Here is a 22,878-nt window from a genome sequence, read left to right as displayed (position 1 = left end):
GCGATGACGGGCGGCCGCTGAGCGGCAGAGCGGCGTTCGGCCCGGGGGAGCGCCGGGTCACGGAAGCAGGACGACCTTGCCGGCGACGGTGCCGGACTCGGCCAGGCGGAGGGCTTCGGCCGCCTGGGCGAGGGGGAGGCGGGCGGCGACGCGGGCGGTGATGTCGCCGCGGTCCAGGGACTGGAAGACCTCGGTGAGGTCGGCCCGGAGCCGGGCGCGGAAGCGGGCGGCGGCCAGACCCCGGCCGGCCCAGATGTTGAAGAAGAAGGCGCGGCGACCGTTGGGCAGCGCCTGCCAGAGCCAGACCCGGCCGAGCAGCTTGAGCACCGGCCACTGCTTGGAGCCCTCGGCGTCCCGGGTCGCGGCGGAGCCGTAGGAGACCAGCGTGCCGCCCCGGGCCAGCAGACCCCAGGAGGTGCGCACGCTCTCGCCGCCGACGTGGTCGAAGACGGCGTCCACGCCGCCGGGGGCCAACTCCCTTACCTGGGCGGCCAGATCGGTGGCCCGGTAGTCGACGGGCAGCACGCCGAGCGCGCGCAGCGCCTCGTGGTGGCGTGGCGCGGCGGTCCCGATGACCCGGGCGCCGGCCGCGCGGGCGAGCTGGACCAGGACCGTGCCGACGCCGCCGTTGGCCCCGTGCACCAGGACCGTCTGGCCGGCCCTGACCCTGGCGCGGCGGTGCAGCATCTGCCAGGCGGTGATCCCGTTGACCACCAGGGTCTCCGCCTCGGCCGGGTCGAGTCCGGCCGGCACCGGCACCGCGTCGGCGGCGGGGACCACGACATGGCTGGCCCAGCCGCCGGTCTTGACCAGCGCCGCGACCCGGGAGCCGAGCAGGGCGGGGTCGACGCCGGGTCCCGCGTCGCAGACCGTGCCGACCAGGTCGTAGCCGGGGACGAAGGGGAAGGGCGGCTGGTCGTAGTAGCGCCCTCGGCGCATCTGCTGCTCGGCGAAGGAGACCCCGGTCGCCTCCATCCGGATCACGACCTGGCCTGGGCCGGCCACGGGGGCGGCCCCGTGGCGCACTGCCAGCCCCTCGGGTTCCACGATGCCCGGCAGAACCACCTCGACGAGCTCTTCGGTGCTGTTCACGGCCGCCTCCTGGCGAAGTCGTTTGTGCTTGTTCCTTCTGTTAGAAGTTCTAACTGAAGCGCGCGGTCGTCGTCAAGGGGAAGAGTGATAACCTCTCACTGTTTCTTGAGGCTGTAGCGGAGGGTGGTCCGACCATGGCGGAGCAGACGGGGACCCCGCGTCAGCGCTACCGCGCCCAGGTGCGCGAGGAGATCAAGGCGCGCGCCTGGGACCAGATCGCCGAGGCGGGCGCCTCCGCGCTCTCCCTCAACGCGGTCGCCAAGCAGCTCGGCATGACCGGACCCGCCCTCTACCGCTACTTCGGGGGCCGGGACGAGCTGATCACCGAGCTGGTCACGGACGCCTACCGCAGCCTGGCCGACGCGTTCCGCGCCGCGGCCGAGGCCGGTCCCGACCCGGTCGCGCTGGCGCGGAGGCTGCGCGCGTGGGCGGCGGCGGACCCGCACCGCTACTTCCTGGTCTACGGCACACCGGTGCCCGGCTACCAGGCTCCTCCGGAGACCACGGCCATCGCGGTCGAGATCATGGGGCACCTGCTCGACGCCTGTACGGCGCACCTGGCGGCGCGGCAGGGCGACACGCCCCCTGACGCGTCCCCGGAGGCCCCCTCCGAGCCACTGGCCGCGCACCTGGCCGAGCAGCGCCGGTGGGCCGGCGAGCACCCGGCGCCGCCCGCCGCCCTGGCCCTGGCGCTGCGCTTCTGGACCCGACTCCACGGCGTGCTCTCGCTCGAACTCGCCGGGCACTTCACCGGCATGGGCCTGGATCCCGAGCGGCTCTTCGAGGCCGAGACCGCGGCCCTGGGCGTCAGCGCAGGTCGGTCCGCGGCTGCACCGGGAGGATCAGCGGCGGACGGGGCTTCTGGGTGAAGTCGAAGTCCGAGGCGAGATCGCCCAACTGCGGGGCGTTCTCCCTGACGTCCGGACGCGGGTCGGGGCGGCCGTCCGTGGCCGGGTCCAGGCGCTGGCCGTGCAGGAAGTCGTCCTCGACGAACTTGTCGAAGGCGTCGAAGGACAGGTTCTGGTGGTCGATGTAGCCCTGCTTCGCGTAGGGGCTGATCACCAGGCCGGGCACCCGCAGTCCGTAGCCGTCGGCGTCCACCGAGGGCGGCGCGACGTGGTCGTAGAAGCCTCCCCAGTCGTCCCAGGTCAGGAAGATCGCGGTGGAGTCCCAGTCCGGGCTCCTCATGATCGTGTCGATCAGGTTCGTGGTGTAGGACTCGCCCGCGCTGACCAGCCCCGGCGGGTGCTCGCTGACCTGCCCGGCCGGGGAGATCCAGGAGACGGCCGGAAGCGTTCCCGCCTTCGCCGCGGTGTAGAAGGCGTCCAGGGACTGGATGTTCCCCTCCTGGTGGTCCGCCTTCACGGTGTCGAAGTACGGCAGCGGGTTCCAGATCCCGGGCGTCTTCGCGTTCTGCTTCACCGGGGAGCAGGTCAGCGCCGTGGCGTCCTCGCAGTCCGGCTCGGAACCGGTCATCACGTAGTAGCCCCAGGGGACGCCGTCCTTGTGCAGCAGGTAGGTGAGGTCGGTCCACGCGTAGATCGGCGGTCCGGCCGGCCGCGCGGGGGGCTGGGCCGAGGGCTGCGCCGACGGATGTGCGGCCTTCTTCCTCCTGGCCTTGAAGTCCGGTGGCAGGCCAGGGTTCTGCAGCGCGTTCGTGCAGCTCGACGGGTTGCCGTGCTGCGTGCAGTACGCCGACCACTCCGACACCAGGAACAGGTGCGCCGGCAGCGACCAGGAGGCGTTGGGCTCGAACATGTGGTCCTGCAGCACGAAGTTCCTGGCGTAGGCCCAGTAGTTGGGGATGTCGGACCCGTCGTGGTACCCCATCACGTCGCTCGTCGCCGCTCCCGTGCTGCAGGCGGGGTTGTCCGGATCGACGCAGCCCTTCCGGCCGCCCTCGGCCTGCCGCACGAATCCGTTCATGGCCCCGCCGTTCACGTCGGCGGTCGCGTTCACCGCGCCGTGCGGGCCGCCGGTGTTCCGGTCGGCGGTGTCGTGGAACGGCTGCACACAGCCGCCGTGCGCCGGATCGGGCACGCAGACGCCGGAAGGGATCCCGTCCGCGCCGGGATAGGTGCCGAAGTACGAGTCGAAGGAGCGGTTCTCCTGCATGATCACGACGACGTGCTTGATGGCGTGGATGCCCGCCGCGTCGGCGGTGCCGCCGCCGGACGTCGGGGGAGCGCCGGTGTGGCCCCCTCCGGTGCAGGCGGCGGTGAGCGCCGCCGCCGCGGTGAGCACGCCGAACCTTCGGAAGCCTCGCATCGTTCCCTCCGTGCCGGTCGGTCGGGGTGCTCCGCACGCTAGGCAGGCTCCTTGTGGAAACGGTGTGGCTCCCGCTGCGTGTCCCCGCCGCGTCCCCTGCCGCGTGCCCCTGCGGCTCAGTGCTGGCTGAGGTGCCCCCAGGACCTGATCGCGTCGTCCAGCCCGGTGAGGAAGAGTTCCACGCCCACGGCGGCGAGGAGCAGCCCCAGCAGCCGGGAGCACAACTCGAGCGTGGTCGTGTGCACCTTGCGCAGCAGTCCCGTCGTCGCGACCATGCAGACGGCGTTGATCGCGGCGACGGCGACGAAGGACCCCACGACGCTGGAGCGCCAGGCCCAGCCCTCCCGGTCGAGGGACTCCACCAGGACGGCGGTCACGGCCAGGGGGCTCACCACGTACGGCAGCAGCAGCTCCCTGAAGCCGGAGACCAGCGGGTGCATCTCGTCCGCCTCCTCGGGGGTGTCCGCCCCCAGGTGCATGCCGAGCACCAGGCCCACCGCGTAGAGGAAGAAGATGATGCCGCCGGCCAACTCCAGTGACTCCGGGCTGATGTGGAAGAACTCCGCCATGTAGGGCGCGGTCCACGCGCACAGCGCACCCAGCAGGGCCGACGCCGCGGAGGCGAGCAGCGCCACGCGCCGCGCCTCAGCCGCGGTGCGGCCCCGTGCCACGTGGGCGAAGGTCAGCATGACCTTCGGGGGCCCCACGACCGCGAAGAACGTGACGAAGGTGCTGGTGATGTTGATCGGCCCGGTGATCGAGGACATGGCCCGATGATCCCGTAGCCCGGTCGGCACGCGGCGGGTCGGCGCGCCGCGCGAACGAACGGTGCCATGACGGCTCAGCCGGCCGCTCCGCGGGCGAGCCGCCCCTGGGCGTGGTCGGCGGTCACCTTGGCCAGCTCGTGCCAGAACGGGACCGCGGTGAGGTAGGCGCCCAGCCCCGACAGGATGCCGAGTGAGAGGTCCACGCTGACGCGTCCCTCCTCGGCCCAGTAGACGTCCTGGAGGTCCAGCAGCAGGGCGAACTCGTCGGCGATCAGCGCCGCGCCCGCCCCGTAGGCCGCGCCGACGCCGGGGTGGCCGGTGAACCTCGCGTCGCCGCGGACGGCGACCATGCCGACGCCCGCGAGCACGGCGATGCCGATGTTGTAGTGGTGCAGGTGCCTGCCGCCGGCGGAGATGTTCCCCCAGGGCAGCCAGCCCCCGCGGATCCCGTGCGTGATGAGCCGGACGGTGCCGAAGGTCGCGCCGAACGAGAGCCAGGTCGCCAGCAGCGAGCGCTGGGTGGGGGAGGTGTGCCGGTCCACGGTGGCGCGCCAGCGCGCGGCCAGGCCGGGGCCGGAAGCGCCGCCATCGGGGCCCGCGGCGGGCGGGCCGGGTCGGTCGTCCTCGGTCCTTCGGGACATGGCGGCTCCCTGTGCGCGCGGGTTCGTGCGGGCGAGCCCTCCTTCGATGGTCCCCCGGGCCGCGCCGACCCGCAGATCCACCCGTGCACCCGGCGCGGCGCCATTCCTGGGAACTTCCTGAATGTCCGGTGGGAAGTGACTGGGATGGTGCGGCAAGCGCATGAGCTGCGGTGTTCGATCCCGAAGACTTGGTTCATGGCACCAACTGTCCTGTTTTCGGACGTGACGGCCGCGGCTTCGGCACGGCTTTCGGCGTCCTCCACGCGCGCGACTCTCCCCACTCGCCCGGACTTCGGCTCTTCCATAGCCGTCCGGTAGACGCGCGTCGTCGCAGGATCTCCCCCTCTTCGCACGTCCTCTTCCGCGCCCTCGGGCAGCCGGCCCTTCCGTGCCGCTCCCGGGCTCGTCGCTGACAGCTCCGACGGAACCCTCCGTGTACGGAGTTCGCTCCCGCCTGCAGTTCTCCTGGTCAGGTCGTCAGATCTGGCGTGTCTCACGGCCGTTGCACTCTCGGCCGCTGCTCTCCTCGAAGGGCCGTACATGACGCTCACTCCTGCTCCCGCACAGCTCGCGACACCGCTGTCGGTGTCGACCGGGCCGGCGCCCGCGCGCTGGTCCGCCGGGCCTCCGGCGCCGCCCACCACGCTGCTGGAACTGCTCGAAGCGACGGTGCGATCGGCGCCGACCGCACCGGCGCTGGACGCCGACGGGGTGGTGCTGGACTACGCGGAGCTGCACGTGGCGGCCCAGGGCGTGGCCGCCGTGCTCGCCGAGCGGGGCGTCGGTCCCGGCGACCGTGTGGGAGTGCGGGCGCCCTCCGGCACTGCCGACCTGTACCTGGCGATCCTCGGCGTGCTCTGCGCGGGTGCCGCCTACGTCCCGGTGGACGTCGACGACCCGGACGAGCGCGCCGCCATGGTGTGGCAGGACGCGGACGTCTGCGCCGTGATCGGCGCCGGGTGCGGCATCACGGAGGGACCCGGCACGCCGGGCTGCCGCCCCGGCCCGCCCGAGCCGTCGGACGACGCGTGGATCATCTTCACCTCAGGGACCACCGGCCGGCCCAAGGGCGTCGCGGTCACCCACCGCTCAGCCGCCGCCTTCGTGGAGGCGGAGGCGAGGCTGTTCCTCGCGGACGCCCCGCTCGGACGCGGCGACCGGGTCCTGGCCGGGCTGTCCGTCGCCTTCGACGCCTCCTGCGAGGAGATGTGGCTGGCCTGGGGGCACGGCGCCTGCCTGGTCCCCGCACCGCGCTCGCTGGTCAAGGCCGGTACCGAGCTGGGCCCCTGGCTGGTGGAGCGGGGCATCAGCGTGGTCTCCACGGTGCCGACGCTCGCCGCGCTCTGGCCGGTCGAGGCCCTGGACGGCGTCCGGCTGCTGATCGTCGGCGGCGAGGCGTGCCCCGCCGAACTGGTCGAGCGACTGGACGTGCCGGGGCGCGAGGTGTGGAACACCTACGGCCCCACCGAGACCACGGTGGTGGCCTGCGCCGCCCGGCTGCGAGCCGGGCAGCCGGTGCGGATCGGGCTTCCGCTGGCCGGCTGGGAGCTGGCGGTCGTCGACCCGGAGGGCAGGGAGGTCCCCTGGGGCGGCACGGGCGAGCTGCTGATCGCAGGCGTCGGCACCGCGCGCTACCTCGACGCGCAGAAGGACGCCGCCAAGTTCCGCCCTCACGAGGCACTGCCGGGTCAACGGGTCTACCGCAGCGGGGATCTGGTCCGCGCCGATCCCGAAGGGCTGGTCTTCGTCGGGCGCGCCGACGACCAGGTCAAGCTCGGCGGACGCCGGATCGAGCTCGGCGAGGTCGAGGCCGCCCTGCTGACGCTGCCCGGGGTCAGGGCCGCGGCCGCCGCGGTGAAGCGGACCGGGACGAGCGGTCAGATCCTCGTCGGCTACCTGGTCCTGGACGACCCCGGGGCGACCTTCGACCGAGCCGACCTCCGGCGCCGTCTGCTGGAGGTGCTGCCTGCCGCCCTGGCGCCGGTGCTCGCCGTGCTGCCCGAACTGCCCACCCGGACCTCGGGGAAGGTCGACCGCGCCGCACTGCCCTGGCCGCTGCCCACCGCCGACGCCCCGCCGGACGCGGCCTCCGCCCTGACCGGCACGGCACGGTGGCTGGCGGGGGAGTGGCAACAACTGCTCGGCGTGCCCGTCGACGGAGACAGTAACTTCTTCGCCGTAGGAGGCAGCAGCCTGAGCGCCGCCCGGCTCGTCTCCGCGCTGCGCGACCGCTACCCGGGCATCGGCGTCGCCGACCTCTACCGGGAGCCGACGCTCGCCAGGTTCGCCGAGCGCCTGGACGAGGTGTGCGCCCCGACCGGAGGCCGAAGGGAGGTCCGCCCCACGCCGCGCCTGGTCGCCGTCTACCAGGCCCTGGTGCTGATGGTGCTGTCCGTCGTCGGCGGTCTGCACTGGGTGCTCCTGCTCGCCGCCCTGGACAACCTGCTGGGCCCGCTCCCGTGGACGGTGCACACCTCCTGGTGGCTGATCGGGGCCGGGTGGCTGCTGCTGTCCAGCGCACCGGGGCGGGCCGCGATCGGCGTGCTCGGCGCACGAGCGCTGACCGCCAGGCTGCGGCCGGGCAGCCACCCGCGCGGCGGCTCGGCGCACCTGCGGCTGTGGACGGCCGAACGCGTGGCGGCGAGCTTCAACATCGCCTCCGTGATCGGCACCCCGATGGCCTCCCGCTACGCCCGCATGCTGGGCTGCCGGGTCGGCTCGCACGTCGACCTGCACACCCTGCCGCCGGTCACCGGCCTGGCGACCTTCGGCGACGGGTGCTCCGTGGAACCGGAGGCCGACCTGGCCGGCTGGTGGCTCGACGGGGACCTGCTGCATCTGGGCACGATCCGCGTCGGGGCCGGGGCGCGGGTCGGCGCCCGCAGCATGCTGATGCCGGGCGCCGACATCGGCGACGGCGCGGACATCGCACCGGGCAGCTGCGTGAACGGCGTGGTGCCCGCCCGCGGTCGCTGGCACGGCTCCCCGGCACGGCCCGACCGCTCGCCGGTGACGGCCCCCTGGCCCGCCCCGCTGCACCGCCGCTCCAGGGCGTGGAGCGCGGCCTACGCGCTGGCCCTGCCGCTGGGCCAGCTGCTGCCGCTGCTCGCGGCGACGCCCGCGCTCTGCATCCTCTGGCTCGCGGTCCGGCACGCGACCGCCCTCGGGCGGGTCGGCGTCACCGTCGTGGAGCTGTGCCTGCCGCTGGTCCCGGCCACCGCCCTGCTCTACGCGCTGCTCCTCGCCGCCGCGATCCGTCTGCTCTCGCGCCCCCTCGTCCCCGGCACCCACCCCGCGCACGGCGGCGTGGCGTGGTGCGCCTGGCTGGTGCACCGGCTCACCGACAGCGCCCGGCGCACCCTCTTCCCGCTCTACGCGAGCCTGCTGACGCCCGCTTGGCTGCGCCTGCTCGGCGCCAGGATCGGCAGCCGGGTCGAGGCCTCGACCGTGCTGGGACTGCCAGGACTCATGCACGTCGGCGACCAGGCCTTCCTCGCCGACGACACGCTGCTGGCACCCTTCGAGACGCGCGGCGGCTGGCTGCGGCTGGGCACCGCCACCGTGGGCAGGCGCTCCTTCGTCGGCAACTCGGCCATCGTGGGACCGGGCCGCGGTCTGGCCGACGACGCGCTGGTGGGCGTGCTGTCCGACGCACCCGAGCAGGCGGCGGCGCGAGGCTCGTGGCTCGGCCGGCCCGGCTTCCCGATGCAGCGCAGCCCCGAGCGGGCGGACGCGGCGCGCACCTACGAGCCGGCGCGACGGCTGGTGTGGGCGCGGGCGGCGGTGGAGCTGTGCCGCCTGCTCCCGGTGCTGCTGACCGCCCTGCTCGCCGACGCCGCGGTGCTGGTGCTCCAGAAGCTCCTCGACGTCTACGGGCTGACGGTCTCCGTCCTCGCGGCGGGAGCCGTGCTGCTCGCCTGCGGGACGGCCGCCTGCCTGCTCACCACGGCGGCCAAGTGGCTGCTGGTCGGAAGGTTCCGCGCGGGACAGCAGCCGCTGTGGAGCTCCTTCGTGTGGCGCAACGAGCTGTTCGACGTGTTCGTCGAGGTCCTGGCGATGCCCTGGCTCGGCGGGTCCCTGATCGGGACCCCCTTCCTGGCCCTCTGGCTGCGCAGCCTCGGCGCCCGCATCGGCCGCGGGGTGTGGTGCGAGACGCACTGGCTCCCCGAGACCGACCTGGTCCGCATCGGCGACGGCGCGTCGGTCAACCGCAGCGTGGTCGTCCAGACGCACCTGTTCCACGACCGCCTGATGCGCATGGACGGCGTGACCATCGGCGCCGGCGCCACCGTGGGCCCGCACGCCATCACCCTGCCGGGCTCCCGCCTGGGCGACGGGACGGTGGTCGGCCCCTCGTCCCTGGTCATGCGCGGCGAGTCGGTGCCGGACCACGGCTGCTGGTTCGGCAACCCGGTCGCCCCCTGGCAGACCGCCGGCGCAGCGGAGCGTTGACCACCGCCGGCCGTCCGCGGCCGGAGTCCCCGAACACGGGGGTCGCCACTTCCCGGCGGCCCCCGCCGCATGCGGTCCGAGGAACGCGAAATGCGGTCGATCGTGAGGTGGGCGCGCCGCTACGCTGCGCCGGCTGTGGAGTCAGGGGAGCGCCCAGGGCACCGTTCTCGTCGACGACCACGGGCGGGCGTTCCACACCATGGGCACCGTCGGCGCGCCGCGCTACTGCTTCGATCCGGGCCGCGCGGACCGGTGGGTCCCGGAGACCGATCCCCAGGACGGCTACGGCCTGTCCTGAGGCGCGCTGACGCGACCGCCGGGGACACGACGCCGTCCCTCGCTCGGGCGACGGGGGGTTCCGCCCGAGCGAGGTGTGCTGAATCTTGCACGAGCGGGATGATCTTGTCGAGACCTGCGTCACAAACGGTCTCGGACCCGGGCGGGGCAGAGCCGAGCCCCCGCACGGAGGGTTCCCGGACGGAGGCCTCCGACGCGAACGGTTCCCGCATGGAGGGCCCTCGCGCGGAGGACTCCCGTGTGGAGGACTCGGACCCTCGGCCCGGGTGGTCCGGGTAGCGTGGCGGTATGGCCACAGGCACGGAACGCACCGTCAGCGACGATCAGGGCACGGAGCTGCGGTTGGACCCGAGCCGGGTCGAGCGGGTGGTGTCCTTGGTTCCCTCGCTCACCGAGGCCGTCGCCGCCACCGCCCCGCGGCTGCTGGTGGGCGCGACCGACTGGTGCACCCACCCGGGCGATCTCGACGTCGCCCGGATCGGGGGCACGAAGAACCCCGACCACGACCGGATCGCCGCGCTGGCCCCCGACCTCGTCATCGCCAACGAGGAGGAGAACCGCCAGGTCGACCTGGACGGCCTGCGCGCGGTCGGCATCCCGGTCTGGGTGACCGAAGTGCGTACCCTGGAGCAGGCGTTCGCCAGTCTGGAGCGGCTGCTGACGGACGCCTGCGGACTCGCCCCTCCCGCCTGGCTCGACCGGGCGCGCGCCGCCTGGGACGCGGTGCCGGGCGACCCGGATTCGCCCTGGGCCCGCGCGGTGGTGCCGATCTGGCGGCGGCCCTGGATGGTGCTGGGCCGCGACACCTTCGCCGGGGACGTGCTGCGGCGCCTCGGCGTCCGGCAGCTCTACGCCGAGCACGCCGAACGCTATCCCGCGATCCCGGTCGAGGAACTGCGCGGCCGGGGCGCGGACCTGGTGGTGCTGCCCGACGAGCCCTACCGCTTCACCGCCGAGGACGGACCCGAGGCGTTCCCCGGCCTGCCCGCCGCACTGGTCAGCGGTCGGCATCTGACCTGGTACGGGCCCTCGTTGGCCGAGGCCCCCGCGATCCTGGCGGCGCAGCTGGCCGCCCCGGTCACCGGCCGCGGCTGACCCCGGCCCGTCCCGCCTGCGACCTGCTGCGATAGCGTCACCCGAGACCGCGGCCCGCCGACGCCCTGGAGTGATCATCGCGAACCCGCCGATCGACGACGCATGGCCCCCGGTCGTCGCCCGCGCCGCACGGCGGGAGGACGGCGCGTGCCGGCACCTGCTGGTGTGGCGGGCCGGGCCCGGCTGGCGCATGGTCAGCAGCGCGGTGCTCGGCGGCGGCATCGGCGAGCGCCACTGGGTGCTCAACGCCCAGGTCCGCGCCGGGTACAGCCGGATGGACCCGGACCGGCACCTGGCCGAACTGGCCGCCGCGCAGGGCCTGCACGGCCCCGGCGTCGGGCTGATGACGGCCGCGGAGGTGGACGACGGCACCCGGGCCGCCGACGGCGGCGTGCACGCCGTGGTCACCACCGGCATCGGCGTTCCCACCTGGGCCGCCGATCCGGCCCGCGCCGACGGGGCCACCGGATTCCGGCCGGGGACGATCAACATCCTGGCCGTGGTCCCCGCCCCGGTCGCCGACGCCGGACTGGTCAACCTGCTCGCCACCGCCACCGAGGCGAAGGTGCAGGCGCTGCTGGACGCCGGCTACGACTGCTCGGGCACCCCCTCGGACGCGGTCTGCGTCGCGGTCCGCACGCCGAGGGCGGGCGAGGTCGCGGACCCGTTCGGCGGACCGCGCTCCACCTGGGGCGCGCGCCTGGCCCGCGCCGTCCACCAGGCCGTGCACGAGGGCGCGCTGCGCGACCGCGCCCGCCGCTCGGGCGGCCCGGTCATCCCGCACGAGCGGACCGGGGCGCGCTGTCCGGTGTCCGACCTGCGGCTCGCCGGTCCCGTCCCGGCCTGAGCCGCCGCGGCTCAGGCCGGGACGGAGGCGGGGCTCAGGCGCGGAGCCTGGCCTGCGCCAGGGCGTCCTTCACCTGCTGCGCCACGCGCTCCGCGTCCTCGGGCTTGTTCACCACGTCGGTGCAGTTCATGTCGACGACGAGGACCTCGCTGGCCGAGTAGTGCTTGTGCACCCAGTCGTCGTAGCCGGACCAGAGCGTCCGGTAGTACTCCACCAGACCCTCGTCCTGCTCGAAGTCGCGGCCGCGCAGCCCGATCCGGTGCAGCACCGTCTCGAAGTCCGCCTTCAGGTAGACCATCAGATCGGGCGCCTTGCGGTACGGCAGGCCGTCGATCTCCCGCATCATCTCGTTGAGCAGGCCCTCGTACACGCCCATCTCGAGGGAGCTGATCCGGCCCAGGTCGTGGTTGACCTTGGCGAAGTACCAGTCCTCGTAGATGGACCTGTCCAGGACGTTGTCGCCCTGCCGGTAGGCCTCCTTGATCGAGGCGAACCGCGTCTGCAGGAAGTAGAGCTGGAGCAGGAAGGGGTAGCGGTTGGCCTGGATCTCCTCCGGGCTCGCCGTGTAGAAGAGCGGAAGAATCGGGTTGTCCTCCACGCTCTCGTAGAAGACCTCACTGCCGAGCGCCTTGGCCAGGATCTCCGCGACGCTCGTCTTGCCGATCCCGATCATGCCTCCGACGCAGATCACCGACATACCTCACTTCTCCCTGGGGTCTTCCGTCCATGGGCGGATGGACCGGCCGCATGCCGGCGCGACGCATGTCGGAGGTCCCCCGAAGATCCCCAGGACCGGACCGGCGCTCCGCTGCCGGCGCACACCGCGAGGAGCCTCCGCCCCGCGAACCCATGAAGCATAGATGATCGTCCGGCCCCGGGCGGACGCCCCCGGCGCCGTTCGCCCGAGCGGGCCGGAGACCGGCGCCGTACCTCCACGGGATGACCGGCGCCCCCGATTGCATCCCCGGTCGGATGCCCGCGGCGCCCGGCGGATCGTAGGTTTCCCGACATGACGCGTGGATCACGGAACGAGCCCGGAACGGGTGGGGGAAGCGAGGCGCAGCCGGTCGTGCGACTGGAGGACGTGCGCAAGGAGTACGGCGACCACGAAGCCCTGAGCGGGGTCTCCCTGGAGATCCGCGCCGGCGAGGCGGTCGCGGTGATGGGCCCCTCGGGCTGCGGCAAGTCGACGCTGCTCAACCTGGTGGCCGGACTGGACCGGCCCACGTCCGGCCGGGTCACCGTGCACGGCGAGGACCTCGCCGCACTGAGCGAGACCGACCTGGCGCTGTTCCGCCGGCACAGGATCGGGATGGTCTTCCAGTTCTTCAACCTGCTCGACGACCTCTCCGCCCTCGACAACGTCGCCCTCGCCGCCCAGCTCACCGGCGCCCCTGCGCGGCAGGCACGCCGCCGCGCCCATGAGCTGCTGGACGAGCTCGGCATCGCCGACCGGCGCAACGCCTACCCCGCCGTCCTCAGCGGCGGGGAGCGGCAGCGGGTCGCGGTCGCCCGGGCGCTGATGAACCGTCCGGCGCTGCTGCTGGCGGACGAGCCGACCGGGGCGCTGGACAGCCACTCCGGCGAGCAGGTGATGGACCTGCTGCTGGACCTGAACCAGATCGGGCAGACCCTGCTGATGGTCACGCACGATGCGCGGCTGGCGACCAGGTGCGCCAACCGGGTCGTGGACCTGGCCGACGGACGCGTGGTCGGCGAGCGCAGCCTGGAGCGTGCGGGATGAGAGCCGTGTGGCGAGCGGCCCGCGCGGGGGTGCGGCGGCGCAGGCTGCAGACCTTCGTCATCGGCCTGGTGGTCCTGGTCTCGACCATGACGATCGTGGTCGCGCTGGGACTGCTGGACGCCGCCTCCGCCCCCTTCGACCGGGCCTTCGACCGGCAGCAGGGCGCACAGCTGGACGTGACCTTCGACGCGGCGAAGGTCACGCCCGGTCAGCTCGCGGCGACGTCCCGGCTGCCCGGCGTCGCGGCCGCCGCCGGACCGTTCGCCCAGGCCGTGGCCGATCTGGACCGGCAGGTGGTGGTGCACGACGTCGGACCGGTGACGGTCGTCGGCCGGGCCGATCCCGGCGGCGCCGTGGACCGGGTGAACCTGTGGGCGGGCCACTGGGCCACCGGACCGGGCGAGGTGGTGTTCAGCTCGCCGCCGGGCGTCGGCGGTGAGGGCACGCGCGCCGCGCTCGGCCGCAGGATCGAGCTGTCCGGGGTCCCGTTCACCGTCGTGGGTCTGGCTTCCAGCGTCAGCCGGACCGCCGACGCGTGGGTCGCGCCGGACCGGATCGCGCTGCTCCACCCGACCTCGGCGCAGATGCTGTACCGCTTCGCCGACGCGGCCGGCGACAGCGCGCTGAGGACGGACCTCCGAACCGTCGCCGGGGCGGTGCCCGCCGGGGCGCTCACCGCCGCGCAGTCCTACCTGAACCTGAAGCAGCGGGCCGAGCACAGTCCGAACACCTTCGTGCCGTTCCTCATGGTCTTCGGGGTGCTGGGGTTGCTCGTCGCCGTGCTGATCGTGGGGAACGTGGTCAGCGGCGCGGTGGTCTCCGGGTTCCGGCACATCGGCGTGCTGAAGGCGATCGGGTTCACGCCGAACCAGGTGGTGGCCGTCTACCTGGTGATGGTGTCGGTGCCGGCGCTCGCGGGCTGCGTCCTGGGCACGGTGCTGGGCGACCTCGCGGAACAGCCGCTGCTCCGGCAGATCTTCAACGGCATGAGTGGCGCGGACCTGGCCGACAGCGTCGGGCTGAGCCCGTGGGTGGACCTGGTCGCCCTCTCGGGTCTGCCCGTGCTGGTGCTGCTCGCCGCCCTGCTGCCGTCGCTGCGGGCGCGTTCGCTGCCGGCGGCGCGGGCGATCAGCGCCGGCAGCGCCCAGCGCAGGGGGCGCGCGCTGCGGATCCAGCGGCGGCTGACGGGTTCCCCGCTGCCGCGCTCGGTGAGCCTCGGGCTCGGTCTGCCCTTCGCCCGACCCGGACGGAGCCTGTTGACGCTGGCCGCGGTCGTGCTGGGCGTGACGACGGTGACCTTCTCCACCGGGCTGGCCACCACGGTCACCGCGTTCGGGAAGGCGGCGGAGGGCGGCGGCGCGTACCAGGTCGTGGTCGACGCGGGCCGCGCGGACGTCGGGATGACCGCGCCCACCCACACCGACGCGCAGATCCAGTCCCTGCTGGGGACCCTGCCCGGCGCCGCCCAGGTGACCGCCTCCGCCTACGTGCCGGTGCGCCTGCCCGGCGTCGCCGAGGGCCTGACCCTCGTCGCCTACCGGGGGACCTCCGCGGACCTGGGCACGCTGGTCGTCTCCGGACGCTGGTTCCGCGGGCCCGGCGAGATCGTGGTCCCGCCCGGCTTCCTGACCCTGCACGAGCTTGCCGTGGGCGACCGGTTCACCCTGCGGACCGCCCGCCGTGCGGAACCGGTGACGATCGTCGGCGAGACGCTCTCCGGTGATCCGGACTACGTCTCCACGGACTGGGCCACCGCGACGGCGGTCGACCCCGGCGTCGAGGGCACCCAGTACCTGGTGAAGCTGACCGGCGGCACGAGCGTCGACGCCTACCAGGCCGCAGTGCGCGCGGCGGACCGGGGCCTGTACCCCACGGCCAAGGAGACCGTCAACGCCGGTGCGATGACGGCCGTCGGCTCGGCCTCGGTGCTCAGCCTGCTGCTGGGCACGGTCGCGGCGCTGGGCGTGTTCAACACCGTGGTCCTGAACGCCCGGGAGCGGCGGCGGGATCTGGGCATGCTCAAGTCCATCGGGATGACGCCACGTCAGGTCACGGCGATGATGGTCACCTCCATGTCGGCGCTGGGCCTGGCCGGAGGAGCGGTCGGCGTGCCGCTCGGCATCCTGGCCGAGCGGCTCATCCTCCCGGTCACGGGGCGGGCCGGGGGCATCGACTTCCCCGCCTCGATGCGGGAGGTCTGGCATCCGGGCAACGTGACGCTGCTGGTGCTCTCCGGGGTCGCCCTGGCCGCCCTCGGCGCGTTGATCCCGCGCGGGCGGCGGCGCGGCTGACGATCGCCAAGGTGCTGCACAGCGAGTGAGGCGCGGCGGCCGCCGCCGGGCGGGTCAGGCGGGGCCCGGCCCGGGGCGTGGGCGGGAGCGGGAGCCATCATCATCGCCTCGGCGAGCATGTCGTAGGCGCCCGACCAGGCCGCGTCCAGCTCAGGGGTCCAGGCGTCGCCCAGCGCCTCGGCGAAGGTCCCCAGCAGGGCGCGGCGCACGTGGCCGTAGTGCGCCACGCGGACTCCGTAGTCCTGGTGGTTGCTCCCCAGCCGTCGCGCCCGCTCCACGAAGGCGTCGAAGTCGGACACGGCCGTCACGATCGCGGTCAGCTCGTCGGAGAACTTCTGCTCCTGTGCCGTCGGCTCGGTGGTGAACAGGGCGCGCAGGGCCGGCTGTTCGGCGAAGAGGCGGGTGTAGAAGGCATGGGAGAGGGTCGGCAGGTCCGGTGCCAGCCGCCGCATGCAGTCCTGGACCAGGGTCACCTGTTCGGGGGTCATCGGCTCGCTCCTTCGGCGCCCGTCGCCCGGCCTGGGACGGCGACCGTCGCGGCGAGCTCGCCCCGGTTGGCCACCCCCAGCTTGGCGTAGATGTTCTGCAGATGGTTGTCGACGGTGCGGACCGACAGGAACAACCGCTCCGCGATCTGACGGCTGCTCAGCCCCTCGGCGACCAACAGCGAGACCTCGCGTTCCCTGGCGCTCAGCGGCGAGGTGGTGTGCCAGTCCAGCAGCTCGGGGGGCAGCGCGCCCTCGCAGCGTGCGGCGAGCGCGGCCGCGCGGACGTCGGCAGCCGCGGCCGCGCGCTGTCCGCCCCGGTCCCGCCACAGCTGCGCGGCTCCGAGCAGCGCCTCGGCCGCCAGCAGCTCCGCCCCCAGGCCCTCGAACGCCTCGGCGGCGGCGGTGAGCGCCTCGGGGTCACGGTCCAGCACCGCCCGCGCGTGCGCGGCGCGGGCCGCGGCAGCCGGTCCGTCCACGGCGCCGGCCGCGGTGGCCAGCGTCGCGGCGGCACCGCGGTCGCCCAGACGCAGTGCCTCGTGCAGCAGGCTCACGGTGTGGGCGCGGTGACCGTGGGCGCCGTACTCCCCGGCCGAGGCGAGCAGCAGCTCGCGGGCCTGGCCGGCCCCGCCGGCGGGCAGCAGGGCCCAGGCGCGGGCCCGGTCGATGTCGGCGTGCCGCAGCGGCAGCCGCCGTGCCAACTCCTCCAGTCGCCGCAGCGGCGCGGCCACCCCTTCGACGTCCCTGCGGGCCGCGCGGGCCAGTACAAGTCCCGCCTGGGCCAGCAGGTCGGGGGTGGGGTCGGTGGCGGCGCGCGCCTGGGCGGCGGCCTCGAGGAAGTGCCGCTCCGCGGTCGCCGGGCGCCCCGCCACCAGCGCGATCCTGCCCGACTGCCAGGAGTACCAGGGGGTGAGCGAGTCGGCGCCGTCGCTCAGGGCCATCGCCTGTCCGCGCTCGACCAACGCCGCCGCCCGCGCCAGGTCGCCGAGCTCCAGCTCGGCGTTGACCCAGGCCAGCAGGGAGCCCGCGGGGTGGTGCAGGGTGCTGCGCTCGTGGGTGGCCAGGTGCTCCTCGAAGCCGCGTTCCGCCACCTGCGCCGCCTCGGTGAACCGGCCGCTGTCCAGCAGCACCCTGGCTCCGGCCCGCAGCACGTGCACGCGGGTGACCGCGGAGCCCGCCGCGCCCTCGCCGATCGGCGCACCCTGCGCGGAGGCTGCGCCGCCCGGCGCGGTGAACGCCTCCCAGCCGTCCGGCAGTTCGGCGTCGAGCAGGGCCGCCGCCTCGGTCGTGCGGCCGGACATCGAGAGGTAGGTGGCCTGCGCGGCCGCCAGCTCAGGGGCGCGACCGGGCGCGCGACGGGCAGCCGCCCTGCGCAGACAGTCGAGTGCCCCTTCCGGATCGCCCGTCCCGTAGTAGAGGTTGATGGCCAGCACCTGTGCGACCGGTCCCGCCTCCGCGGCGTCGGCCGCCTCGAAGGCCTCCCGCAGGCAGGCCACCGCCTCCGCCCCCCGTCCCGACTCGCCGAGCGCGGCTCCCAGCAGCAGCGAGGCGCGCACCTGCGGTCCGGACGCCAGCGCCGCCCCGGCCAGTCGCACTGTGCGGTCCATGTCGTGTCCGAAATGGGCCAACCCGGCGGCGCGGATCAGCAGTTCCGGATCGCACTCGCCGGTCGCGTCCAGCAGCCAGGACGCCACGAGCAGCGGGTCGCCGCCGCGCCTGGCCCCGTGCGCGCGCACCCGTTCCACCTGCGCCAGCAGCAGCCGACGGGCGGTGAGCCTGGGCATCGTCTCCCGGAGCACCTCGGCGTGCAGCGGATGCGCGAGCGAGACCTCCTGGCGGCGCCGGTTCAGCTGGACCACGAGCAGTCCGGTGCGCTCCAGTTCGGCCAGCACCTCCTCGGCGGCCACCTGCAGGAGGTCGGAGAGGCCGATCGGCTGACACAGCGCCAGAAGCTCGAGCACCGCCCGTTCCGCCGGGCTCAGCCGCTCCAGCCGCTCGCCGACCAGAGCGCGTACCCCGCCGGTGGCGGACAGCCTGCCGACCAGCCGCCAGGCCCCCTCCCGGCCGTCCAGCGCCCCCTCGGCGCAGGCGGCGAGCACCAGTTCACGCAGGTGCAGCAGATTGCCGACACTGGCCTCCCACAGCGCCTGCGCGGCGGCCGCCGTGACGGGAGCGCCGAGCGCCAGGTGCAGCAGGGTCTCCACCCCGAGGCGCTGCAGCCGTTCCAGGGTCAGCCGCAACGCCCGGCCGCCGCGCCAGAGCGCCTCCAGCATGTCCGGCACCGAGGTGCCGGTGCGCTGCGTGGCGATCAGGAAGACCGGGCTGTGCGCGAGCAGATAGGCCAGCAGCGCCAGCGAGGTGACGTCCAGCAGATCGATGTCGTCGACCACCAGCACCAGCCGCCCTCCCCCTCCCGCGGTCCTGTCCCTGACCAGCTGGGCCGCCCCCTCGAACAGCCGCCGCGGGTTCTCGGTGCCGGGGTCGGAGGGCAGGATCGGCAGCAGCGCCGACAGCGGCACGGCCGAGGCGTTGCCGCTGGCGAGGACATGCGTGCCCGCGTGGCCGCGTCCCCGGAACAGCTCCAACGCCTCGGCCGCCAGCCGCGACTTCCCGACTCCGGACGGCCCGGCGATCAGCACCGCCGCGCAGCCCTCGTCCTCCAGTGCGTCACCGATCTGTTCCAGTTCGCCCCGGCGACCCACGAACGGCCACTGCCGGGCGGACGCCCCCGCCACCACCGCCCGACCCCCCGTCCTCCGCTGTTCTGCCGGCACGACGTGAGCAGTATGGCAGGGCGTCCGACCCCGGCGGAGGGCGTCAGCTCGTCTTCACGGTGAAGCTGACCACGGCGTTGTCGCCGCTGCCGCCGCTGCGGGTGATCTTCACGCCCGAGCTGGTGCCCTTGTTGTCGTAGGAGTTGGCGCCCACGAACGGGTCGTCCCAGTGGAAGGCGACCCACTTGTAGTTGTTCGCCGGGTTGACGCAGTGGAACAGCTGGTAGGTGGCCGTCCCCTCGGTTCCGGTGGCCACGCCGTTGGACTCCGAACCCCACACGCCCCAGGTGCTGTTGGTGATCACGGCGGGCGGCCAGTTGACCCCGGTCCAGATCCCGTGGGACAGGTCGGCGCCGACGAAGTCCATCTCGCACTGGGTCCAGTTGTCGACCTCGACGAAGACGCTCCGGGCCGGCGCGTTGTCCGTCGCGGCGACCCCCCGCGCCGCGGACGCGGCGCCGGCCGCGTTGGCCGCGGCGGCCGGCACGCCGGCAGCCAGCCCGGCGAGGAGCAGGACAGCGGCGCTCTTACGGATCGTGATGCTCACGGGATTCCCCCTTGTCTGCGGGGGACCGGGCGGCCCCCCTGCTGCTCACAAGAGAACCGCGAAACCCCGCCCCGCCGGATGAGCAGCCGTTACTCATCCCCGCTGCGGACCACTACCCAGTGCTGCGACCGCATACGTTCACTGGGTTGGCTGCCGATACCTGAGGCCAGGAGCCGAGCTCCAGAGTGAGCGGTCACGGCTCTGCAGCTGGATCGGGAGGATGCGTGGGGGAGGTCAACGTTCCCGGGCCGGAATCGGATCGGGGACACGCGGCGGGTTACCTGGGGAACGGAAACCCGGCATCCCCTGCCAGCATGTGGGAGTTTCCCCCCGGCACACAGCAGGCCCCGCCGTTCGTCATGAACGGCGGGGCCTGTGCGCTGCTCGGGTCACTCGCCGGACGGCGCCTCAGCGTCCTTCGCAGCGTCCGCCTGCTCCTCGGTGGTCGTGTCCGTCAGCTCCGCAGGCGCGGTGCCCTCCTCGGCTTGCGCCAGCTCGCCGCCACTGTTCGCGCCCCCACCTGTGTAGCCCGGCATGATCGTCCCCTCTCGTTCCACTGTTGACGTCACTCTCTGGATGCCCGGAAGCCGCCGGCTCCACGGCGGTCGCCTGCTGCTCCGGCGCGCACCGACCCTGCAGTCGTCGCGCAGCGGACCCGGTCTGTGCGGCACGGTCGAAGAGCGCTACGGAACGCAGGGTTCGCACCGGCGGCTGCCGTACTCAGCCCAGCCCGTAGAACTGCTGGTTGGTGTTCGAGTCGATCTCGTCCCAGGTCTGGAGCCCGCGATGGTTCGAGGAGATGTCGTAGTCCAGCGACAGCCAGCCGTTGCTGGCGTTGGCGATGTTCCAGGTGCCGTTGTCGTTCAAGAGCTGGATGAACCACCAGGCGTCGGGGCGGTCGCAGACCGTCCCGTTGCTCCCGTTGGTGACCACCACCGGCTCCCCTTTCGCGTCGTGGTTGGGGATGAGGCAGCCGCCGTTGCCCAGCCACTCCAACCGGAACTCGGAGTGGTAGCTGTTCCACAGTACGACCCATCCGTTGCTGTTGCCGTCGCAGTAGTTGGCGTGCACCAGCGAGCCCAGGGCGTTGCTGTCCGGCCGCAGGCACGGGCCGTTGCCGTAGACCATGTGCAGGTTGACGCCGCCGTAGGCCTGAGCCGGGCCGGCGGTCACCGTGCCGGCCAGCGCGAGCCCGGCGGTCCCGATCACGACGCCCAGCGCCCGCCGCATCGTCTTGATCCCGGTCATGTGCGTTCCCCCGTGTGATGCCCGAGTCCTGTTGCCCGGGCCTGGTAGCAGTCTGGTCGCGGACTGCGAGGAGGCGAACGACGCAGGGCAGACGTTCTCCTGTCACTTCCACCGGCCGGCCGTGACCTCTGCGCCCGCTGCTACGACTGGGCTTCGAGCCCGGCCCGTGGCGGGCGGCTTGGGGTCCAACGTGACGGGGCCTGGTGCTGTCTTCGGGCGGCTACTCGGCTGCCTTGTCGGCATCGGGCAGTGGGTGGGCGTCTTCGCGCTCCACTGCCCTGGTGGAGACGTAGCACGCCGTAGCCGCCGACCTGGTTGGGCTCCCGACCGGTGAAGTGGGCGGTGACGGTGACGTGCGACGAGCGGACCGTGCTCATCGAGTCGCGGCCGGCGATCACGAAACCCTCCTCGTCGCGTGGACGCATCGGTGGAGCGGCCGGAGAGCGCCGACTACGAAGGTGTTCCGTCCAGGGTCAGCGCGGTTCGCGCCAGTCCGCGCAGCCAGGCGTGGGCCTGGTCGGTGTCGTAGCGCTGATGCCACGACAGGTAGATCGGTGCCGTCGGCAATTCGAGCGGTAGAGGCAGGACGACCAGACCGAGGTCGGAGACCGCGCGGCGGGTGGCGGCTTCGGGGACGCAGACCAGCAGATCGGAGTCGCGCGCGAACTCCAGCGCGGCCGCCTCCGTGGGCGCGGTCGCCACCACGCGGCGGGTGAGGCCGAGCCGCGCGAGGGCGTCGTCGAGGGCATTGCCGAGGTTTCCGCGTCGCGAGACGGTGACGTGCTCGGCGGCGGCGAACCGCTCTGCGGTGACCGTCCTGACACGGGTGAGGGGGTGTCGCTGCCTCACCACGATGACCAGGCCGGTCTCACCCACGCTCTCGGCACGGATGTCCGGTGCGCCGGGACGGTTGGCGTTCGCCTCGAGATCGACCTGGCCGCGCTACAACTCGGGGGTATCGGTGCTCGATTCGGCGACGAAGCGCAGACGCACGCCCGGCGCCTGTGCGCGTACCGCTGCGAGCAGCGCGGGTCCGCTCAGGGCGACCAGCGAGTCGTGCCAGCGAAGTGTGAAGGTGCGCTCCAGCGTTGCCAAGTCCAGCTCGCGGCTCGGTGCCAGCACCCCCTGGACCTGATGCAGCAGCTCGTGCACCTGTGCGCGTACGGCGATCGCATACGGCGTCGGTGTCATGGTGCGGCCGGTGCGCACCAGGATCTGGTCCCCGGTCGTGCGCCGGATCCGGCCCAGGCTGCGGCTCATCGCGGGGGCGGTGACATGCAGGCGTGCGGCCGCCCCGGCCACGCTGCCTTCCTCCAGCAGCGCGTCGAGCGCGGCCAGCAGGTTCAAGTCCAATTGCATGCGAGTAATCCTAGCCGTGCTTTACATGCATTTGAGGTTAATCAATGGGCTGTATACCTTCGAGACCAGAGAGCCGAACAGGGCGCACGGTTCGCCCGAACGGCCTCATCACCTCGTATTTCACAAGGGAGTTCACCATGTCCGAAACGCTGCCGACCACTGACGTCGCCGCCTCCGACGCCGACCTGCTCGACCGGACCGCGATCGCCGTGCGCGCGGCCGGCTCCGCGCTGCGCGAGCGCTTCGGTGACGTGGTCGACTACCGGACCCGCGACGAACTGATGCGCGCGCTCGCCGCCAACGACGACACCGCCCTGGCCATCCTGCGCCCGGCCCTCACACACCTGCGCCCGCAGGCGGGGTGGGTGGAGGACGAGCTCGACGGCGGCGCGCTGCCGCCCGGCGAATGGTGGGTCGTGGATCCGGCCGAAGGCAACGTCAACCACCTCCACGCCCTGCCGGAGTGGGCGGTCACCGCCACCCTCGTGCGGGACAACCAGCCGGTCCTCACCGTGGTCCACCTGCCGCTGACCGGCGAGACCTACACCGCCCTCATGGGCGCGGGCGCGCACCTCGACGGCCGACCGCTGCGCGTCTCCCGGACCGCGGATCTCGGCCTCGGCATCGTGGCCACCAGCCAGGCCCGGCCGGACGAGGACGAGAAGGTCGTGCGGCGCGTGGGCTCCTCGATCACCGCGATGCTCTTCGACGCGCTCGTCGTGCGCACCGCCGTGCCCGCGACCCTGCACCTGGTGAACGTGGCCGCCGGCCGGATCGACGCCTTCTGGCAGTTCGCCGGCGCCCGCGCGGACCTGCTCCCCGGGGTGCTGCTCGTCACCGAGGCCGGCGGACGCGTCTCCGACGCTCAGGGCCGCCCCTGGACCCCGCAGAGCGAGAGCCTCCTGGCCGCCGCGCCAGGCGTCCACGCCCAGGCCGTCGCCACACTCTCGCGCTGACCCCACACCACGACC

16 protein-coding genes and 2 pseudogenes are annotated in these 22,878 nt (G+C 73.5%); 7 read left to right on the top strand and 11 right to left on the bottom strand.

Annotated features, from left to right (window positions below):
* Positions 1 to 57: 57 nt before the first annotated feature.
* The gene (locus tag BS83_RS13655) at positions 58 to 1,092 is read right to left on the bottom strand and encodes a medium chain dehydrogenase/reductase family protein (RefSeq protein ID WP_037604161.1); all 1,035 of its coding nucleotides are present in this window, start codon (positions 1,090 to 1,092) and stop codon (positions 58 to 60) included.
* A gap of 134 nt (positions 1,093 to 1,226) precedes the next feature.
* Here BS83_RS13655 and BS83_RS13650 point away from each other — a divergent pair, with 134 nt between their 5' ends.
* Positions 1,227 to 1,961, top strand: a complete 735-nt coding sequence (locus BS83_RS13650; protein WP_037604152.1) for a TetR/AcrR family transcriptional regulator — start codon at positions 1,227 to 1,229, stop codon at positions 1,959 to 1,961.
* Here BS83_RS13650 and BS83_RS13645 read toward each other — a convergent pair.
* From BS83_RS13645 to BS83_RS13635, 3 genes are all read right to left on the bottom strand, one after another.
* A complete protein-coding gene (locus tag BS83_RS13645) occupies positions 1,900 to 3,360 on the bottom strand; it encodes an alkaline phosphatase family protein (protein WP_051943023.1) in 1,461 nt (486 codons plus the stop codon). The two genes, BS83_RS13650 and BS83_RS13645, sit on opposite strands and share 62 nt — an antisense overlap.
* Positions 3,361 to 3,476: 116 nt before the next feature.
* A complete protein-coding gene (locus tag BS83_RS13640; protein ID WP_037604150.1) occupies positions 3,477 to 4,127 on the bottom strand; it encodes a MarC family protein in 651 nt (216 codons plus the stop codon).
* Between the two features lie 74 nt (positions 4,128 to 4,201).
* Positions 4,202 to 4,768 carry a hypothetical protein gene (locus BS83_RS13635; RefSeq protein WP_232248276.1) on the bottom strand — a complete coding sequence of 189 codons (567 nt, stop codon included), beginning with the start codon at positions 4,766 to 4,768 and terminating at the stop codon, positions 4,202 to 4,204.
* Between the two features lie 540 nt (positions 4,769 to 5,308).
* Between BS83_RS13635 and BS83_RS13630 the strand changes: the two genes are divergently transcribed.
* From BS83_RS13630 to BS83_RS13620, 3 genes are all read left to right on the top strand, one after another.
* Positions 5,309 to 9,220: a Pls/PosA family non-ribosomal peptide synthetase gene (locus BS83_RS13630; protein WP_084713447.1), complete on the top strand. Its 3,912-nt coding sequence runs from the start codon at positions 5,309 to 5,311 to the stop codon at positions 9,218 to 9,220.
* A 585-nt stretch (positions 9,221 to 9,805) separates the two neighbouring features.
* Positions 9,806 to 10,612, top strand: a complete 807-nt coding sequence (locus BS83_RS13625) for a helical backbone metal receptor (protein ID WP_232248275.1) — start codon at positions 9,806 to 9,808, stop codon at positions 10,610 to 10,612.
* Positions 10,613 to 10,685: 73 nt separating this feature from the next.
* Entirely contained in the window at positions 10,686 to 11,459 is a 774-nt protein-coding gene (locus BS83_RS13620; RefSeq protein ID WP_408641090.1) for an adenosylcobinamide amidohydrolase, read from the top strand.
* 34 nt (positions 11,460 to 11,493) lie between these two features.
* Here BS83_RS13620 and BS83_RS13615 read toward each other — a convergent pair whose 3' ends face one another.
* Entirely contained in the window at positions 11,494 to 12,156 is a 663-nt protein-coding gene (locus BS83_RS13615; RefSeq protein WP_037604148.1) for a deoxynucleoside kinase, read from the bottom strand.
* A 312-nt stretch (positions 12,157 to 12,468) separates the two neighbouring features.
* Between BS83_RS13615 and BS83_RS13610 the strand changes: the two genes are divergently transcribed.
* Both BS83_RS13610 and BS83_RS13605 read left to right on the top strand, forming a co-directional pair.
* Positions 12,469 to 13,203 (top strand): ABC transporter ATP-binding protein, encoded by a 735-nt coding sequence (locus tag BS83_RS13610; RefSeq protein ID WP_051943022.1) that lies wholly within the window; start codon positions 12,469 to 12,471, stop codon positions 13,201 to 13,203.
* The gene (locus BS83_RS13605) at positions 13,200 to 15,494 is read left to right on the top strand and encodes an ABC transporter permease (protein ID WP_232248272.1); all 2,295 of its coding nucleotides are present in this window, start codon (positions 13,200 to 13,202) and stop codon (positions 15,492 to 15,494) included. Before BS83_RS13610 ends, BS83_RS13605 begins: the two co-directional genes overlap by 4 nt.
* A 113-nt stretch (positions 15,495 to 15,607) precedes the next feature.
* Here the strand turns inward: BS83_RS13605 and BS83_RS43900 are convergent.
* The 6 genes and pseudogenes from BS83_RS43900 to BS83_RS13585 form a co-directional block, all read right to left on the bottom strand.
* Positions 15,608 to 15,982: pseudogene (locus BS83_RS43900) on the bottom strand (globin domain-containing protein); the annotation flags it as partial.
* A complete protein-coding gene (locus tag BS83_RS13600) occupies positions 15,979 to 18,714 on the bottom strand; it encodes a helix-turn-helix transcriptional regulator (protein WP_198035231.1) in 2,736 nt (911 codons plus the stop codon). The pseudogene BS83_RS43900 and the gene BS83_RS13600, both read right to left, overlap by 4 nt.
* 82 nt (positions 18,715 to 18,796) lie before the next feature.
* Positions 18,797 to 19,300, bottom strand: coding sequence for a hypothetical protein (locus BS83_RS41800; protein WP_051943021.1), 504 nt, complete (start codon positions 19,298 to 19,300; stop codon positions 18,797 to 18,799).
* Positions 19,301 to 19,689: 389 nt separating this feature from the next.
* Complete coding sequence (locus BS83_RS45390; RefSeq protein ID WP_157597170.1) at positions 19,690 to 19,836, bottom strand: hypothetical protein; 147 nt, start codon at positions 19,834 to 19,836, stop codon at positions 19,690 to 19,692.
* Positions 19,837 to 20,020: 184 nt separating this feature from the next.
* Entirely contained in the window at positions 20,021 to 20,548 is a 528-nt protein-coding gene (locus BS83_RS13590) for a hypothetical protein (RefSeq protein ID WP_037604143.1), read from the bottom strand.
* Positions 20,549 to 20,998: 450 nt separating this feature from the next.
* Positions 20,999 to 21,907 (bottom strand): annotated as a pseudogene (locus BS83_RS13585) (LysR family transcriptional regulator).
* Positions 21,908 to 22,044: 137 nt separating this feature from the next.
* Here BS83_RS13585 and BS83_RS13580 point away from each other — a divergent pair.
* Complete coding sequence (locus BS83_RS13580; RefSeq protein ID WP_037604140.1) at positions 22,045 to 22,863, top strand: inositol monophosphatase family protein; 819 nt, start codon at positions 22,045 to 22,047, stop codon at positions 22,861 to 22,863.
* The last annotated feature ends 15 nt before the right edge of the window (positions 22,864 to 22,878 follow it).

This window comes from Streptacidiphilus rugosus AM-16 (genome assembly GCF_000744655.1).
GTDB lineage: Bacteria > Actinomycetota > Actinomycetes > Streptomycetales > Streptomycetaceae > Streptacidiphilus > Streptacidiphilus rugosus.
This window is presented reverse-complemented; position numbering and strand designations above follow the sequence as displayed.

Excerpts from the sequence above, each read along its gene's own strand:
- BS83_RS45390 (WP_157597170.1), bottom strand. The coding sequence starts at position 19,836 with ATGCCGGGCTACACAGGTGGGGGCGCGAACAGTGGCGGCGAGCTGGCG.
- BS83_RS13590 (WP_037604143.1), bottom strand. The coding sequence starts at position 20,548 with ATGACCGGGATCAAGACGATGCGGCGGGCGCTGGGCGTCGTGATCGGG.
- BS83_RS13635 (WP_232248276.1), bottom strand. The coding sequence starts at position 4,768 with ATGTCCCGAAGGACCGAGGACGACCGACCCGGCCCGCCCGCCGCGGGC.
- BS83_RS13640 (WP_037604150.1), bottom strand. The coding sequence starts at position 4,127 with ATGTCCTCGATCACCGGGCCGATCAACATCACCAGCACCTTCGTCACG.
- BS83_RS13645 (WP_051943023.1), bottom strand. The coding sequence starts at position 3,360 with ATGCGAGGCTTCCGAAGGTTCGGCGTGCTCACCGCGGCGGCGGCGCTC.
- BS83_RS13615 (WP_037604148.1), bottom strand. The coding sequence starts at position 12,156 with ATGTCGGTGATCTGCGTCGGAGGCATGATCGGGATCGGCAAGACGAGC.
- BS83_RS13580 (WP_037604140.1), top strand. The coding sequence starts at position 22,045 with ATGTCCGAAACGCTGCCGACCACTGACGTCGCCGCCTCCGACGCCGAC.
- BS83_RS13625 (WP_232248275.1), top strand. The coding sequence starts at position 9,806 with ATGGCCACAGGCACGGAACGCACCGTCAGCGACGATCAGGGCACGGAG.
- BS83_RS13610 (WP_051943022.1), top strand. The coding sequence starts at position 12,469 with ATGACGCGTGGATCACGGAACGAGCCCGGAACGGGTGGGGGAAGCGAG.
- BS83_RS13630 (WP_084713447.1), top strand. The coding sequence starts at position 5,309 with ATGACGCTCACTCCTGCTCCCGCACAGCTCGCGACACCGCTGTCGGTG.
- BS83_RS13605 (WP_232248272.1), top strand. The coding sequence starts at position 13,200 with ATGAGAGCCGTGTGGCGAGCGGCCCGCGCGGGGGTGCGGCGGCGCAGG.
- BS83_RS13650 (WP_037604152.1), top strand. The coding sequence starts at position 1,227 with ATGGCGGAGCAGACGGGGACCCCGCGTCAGCGCTACCGCGCCCAGGTG.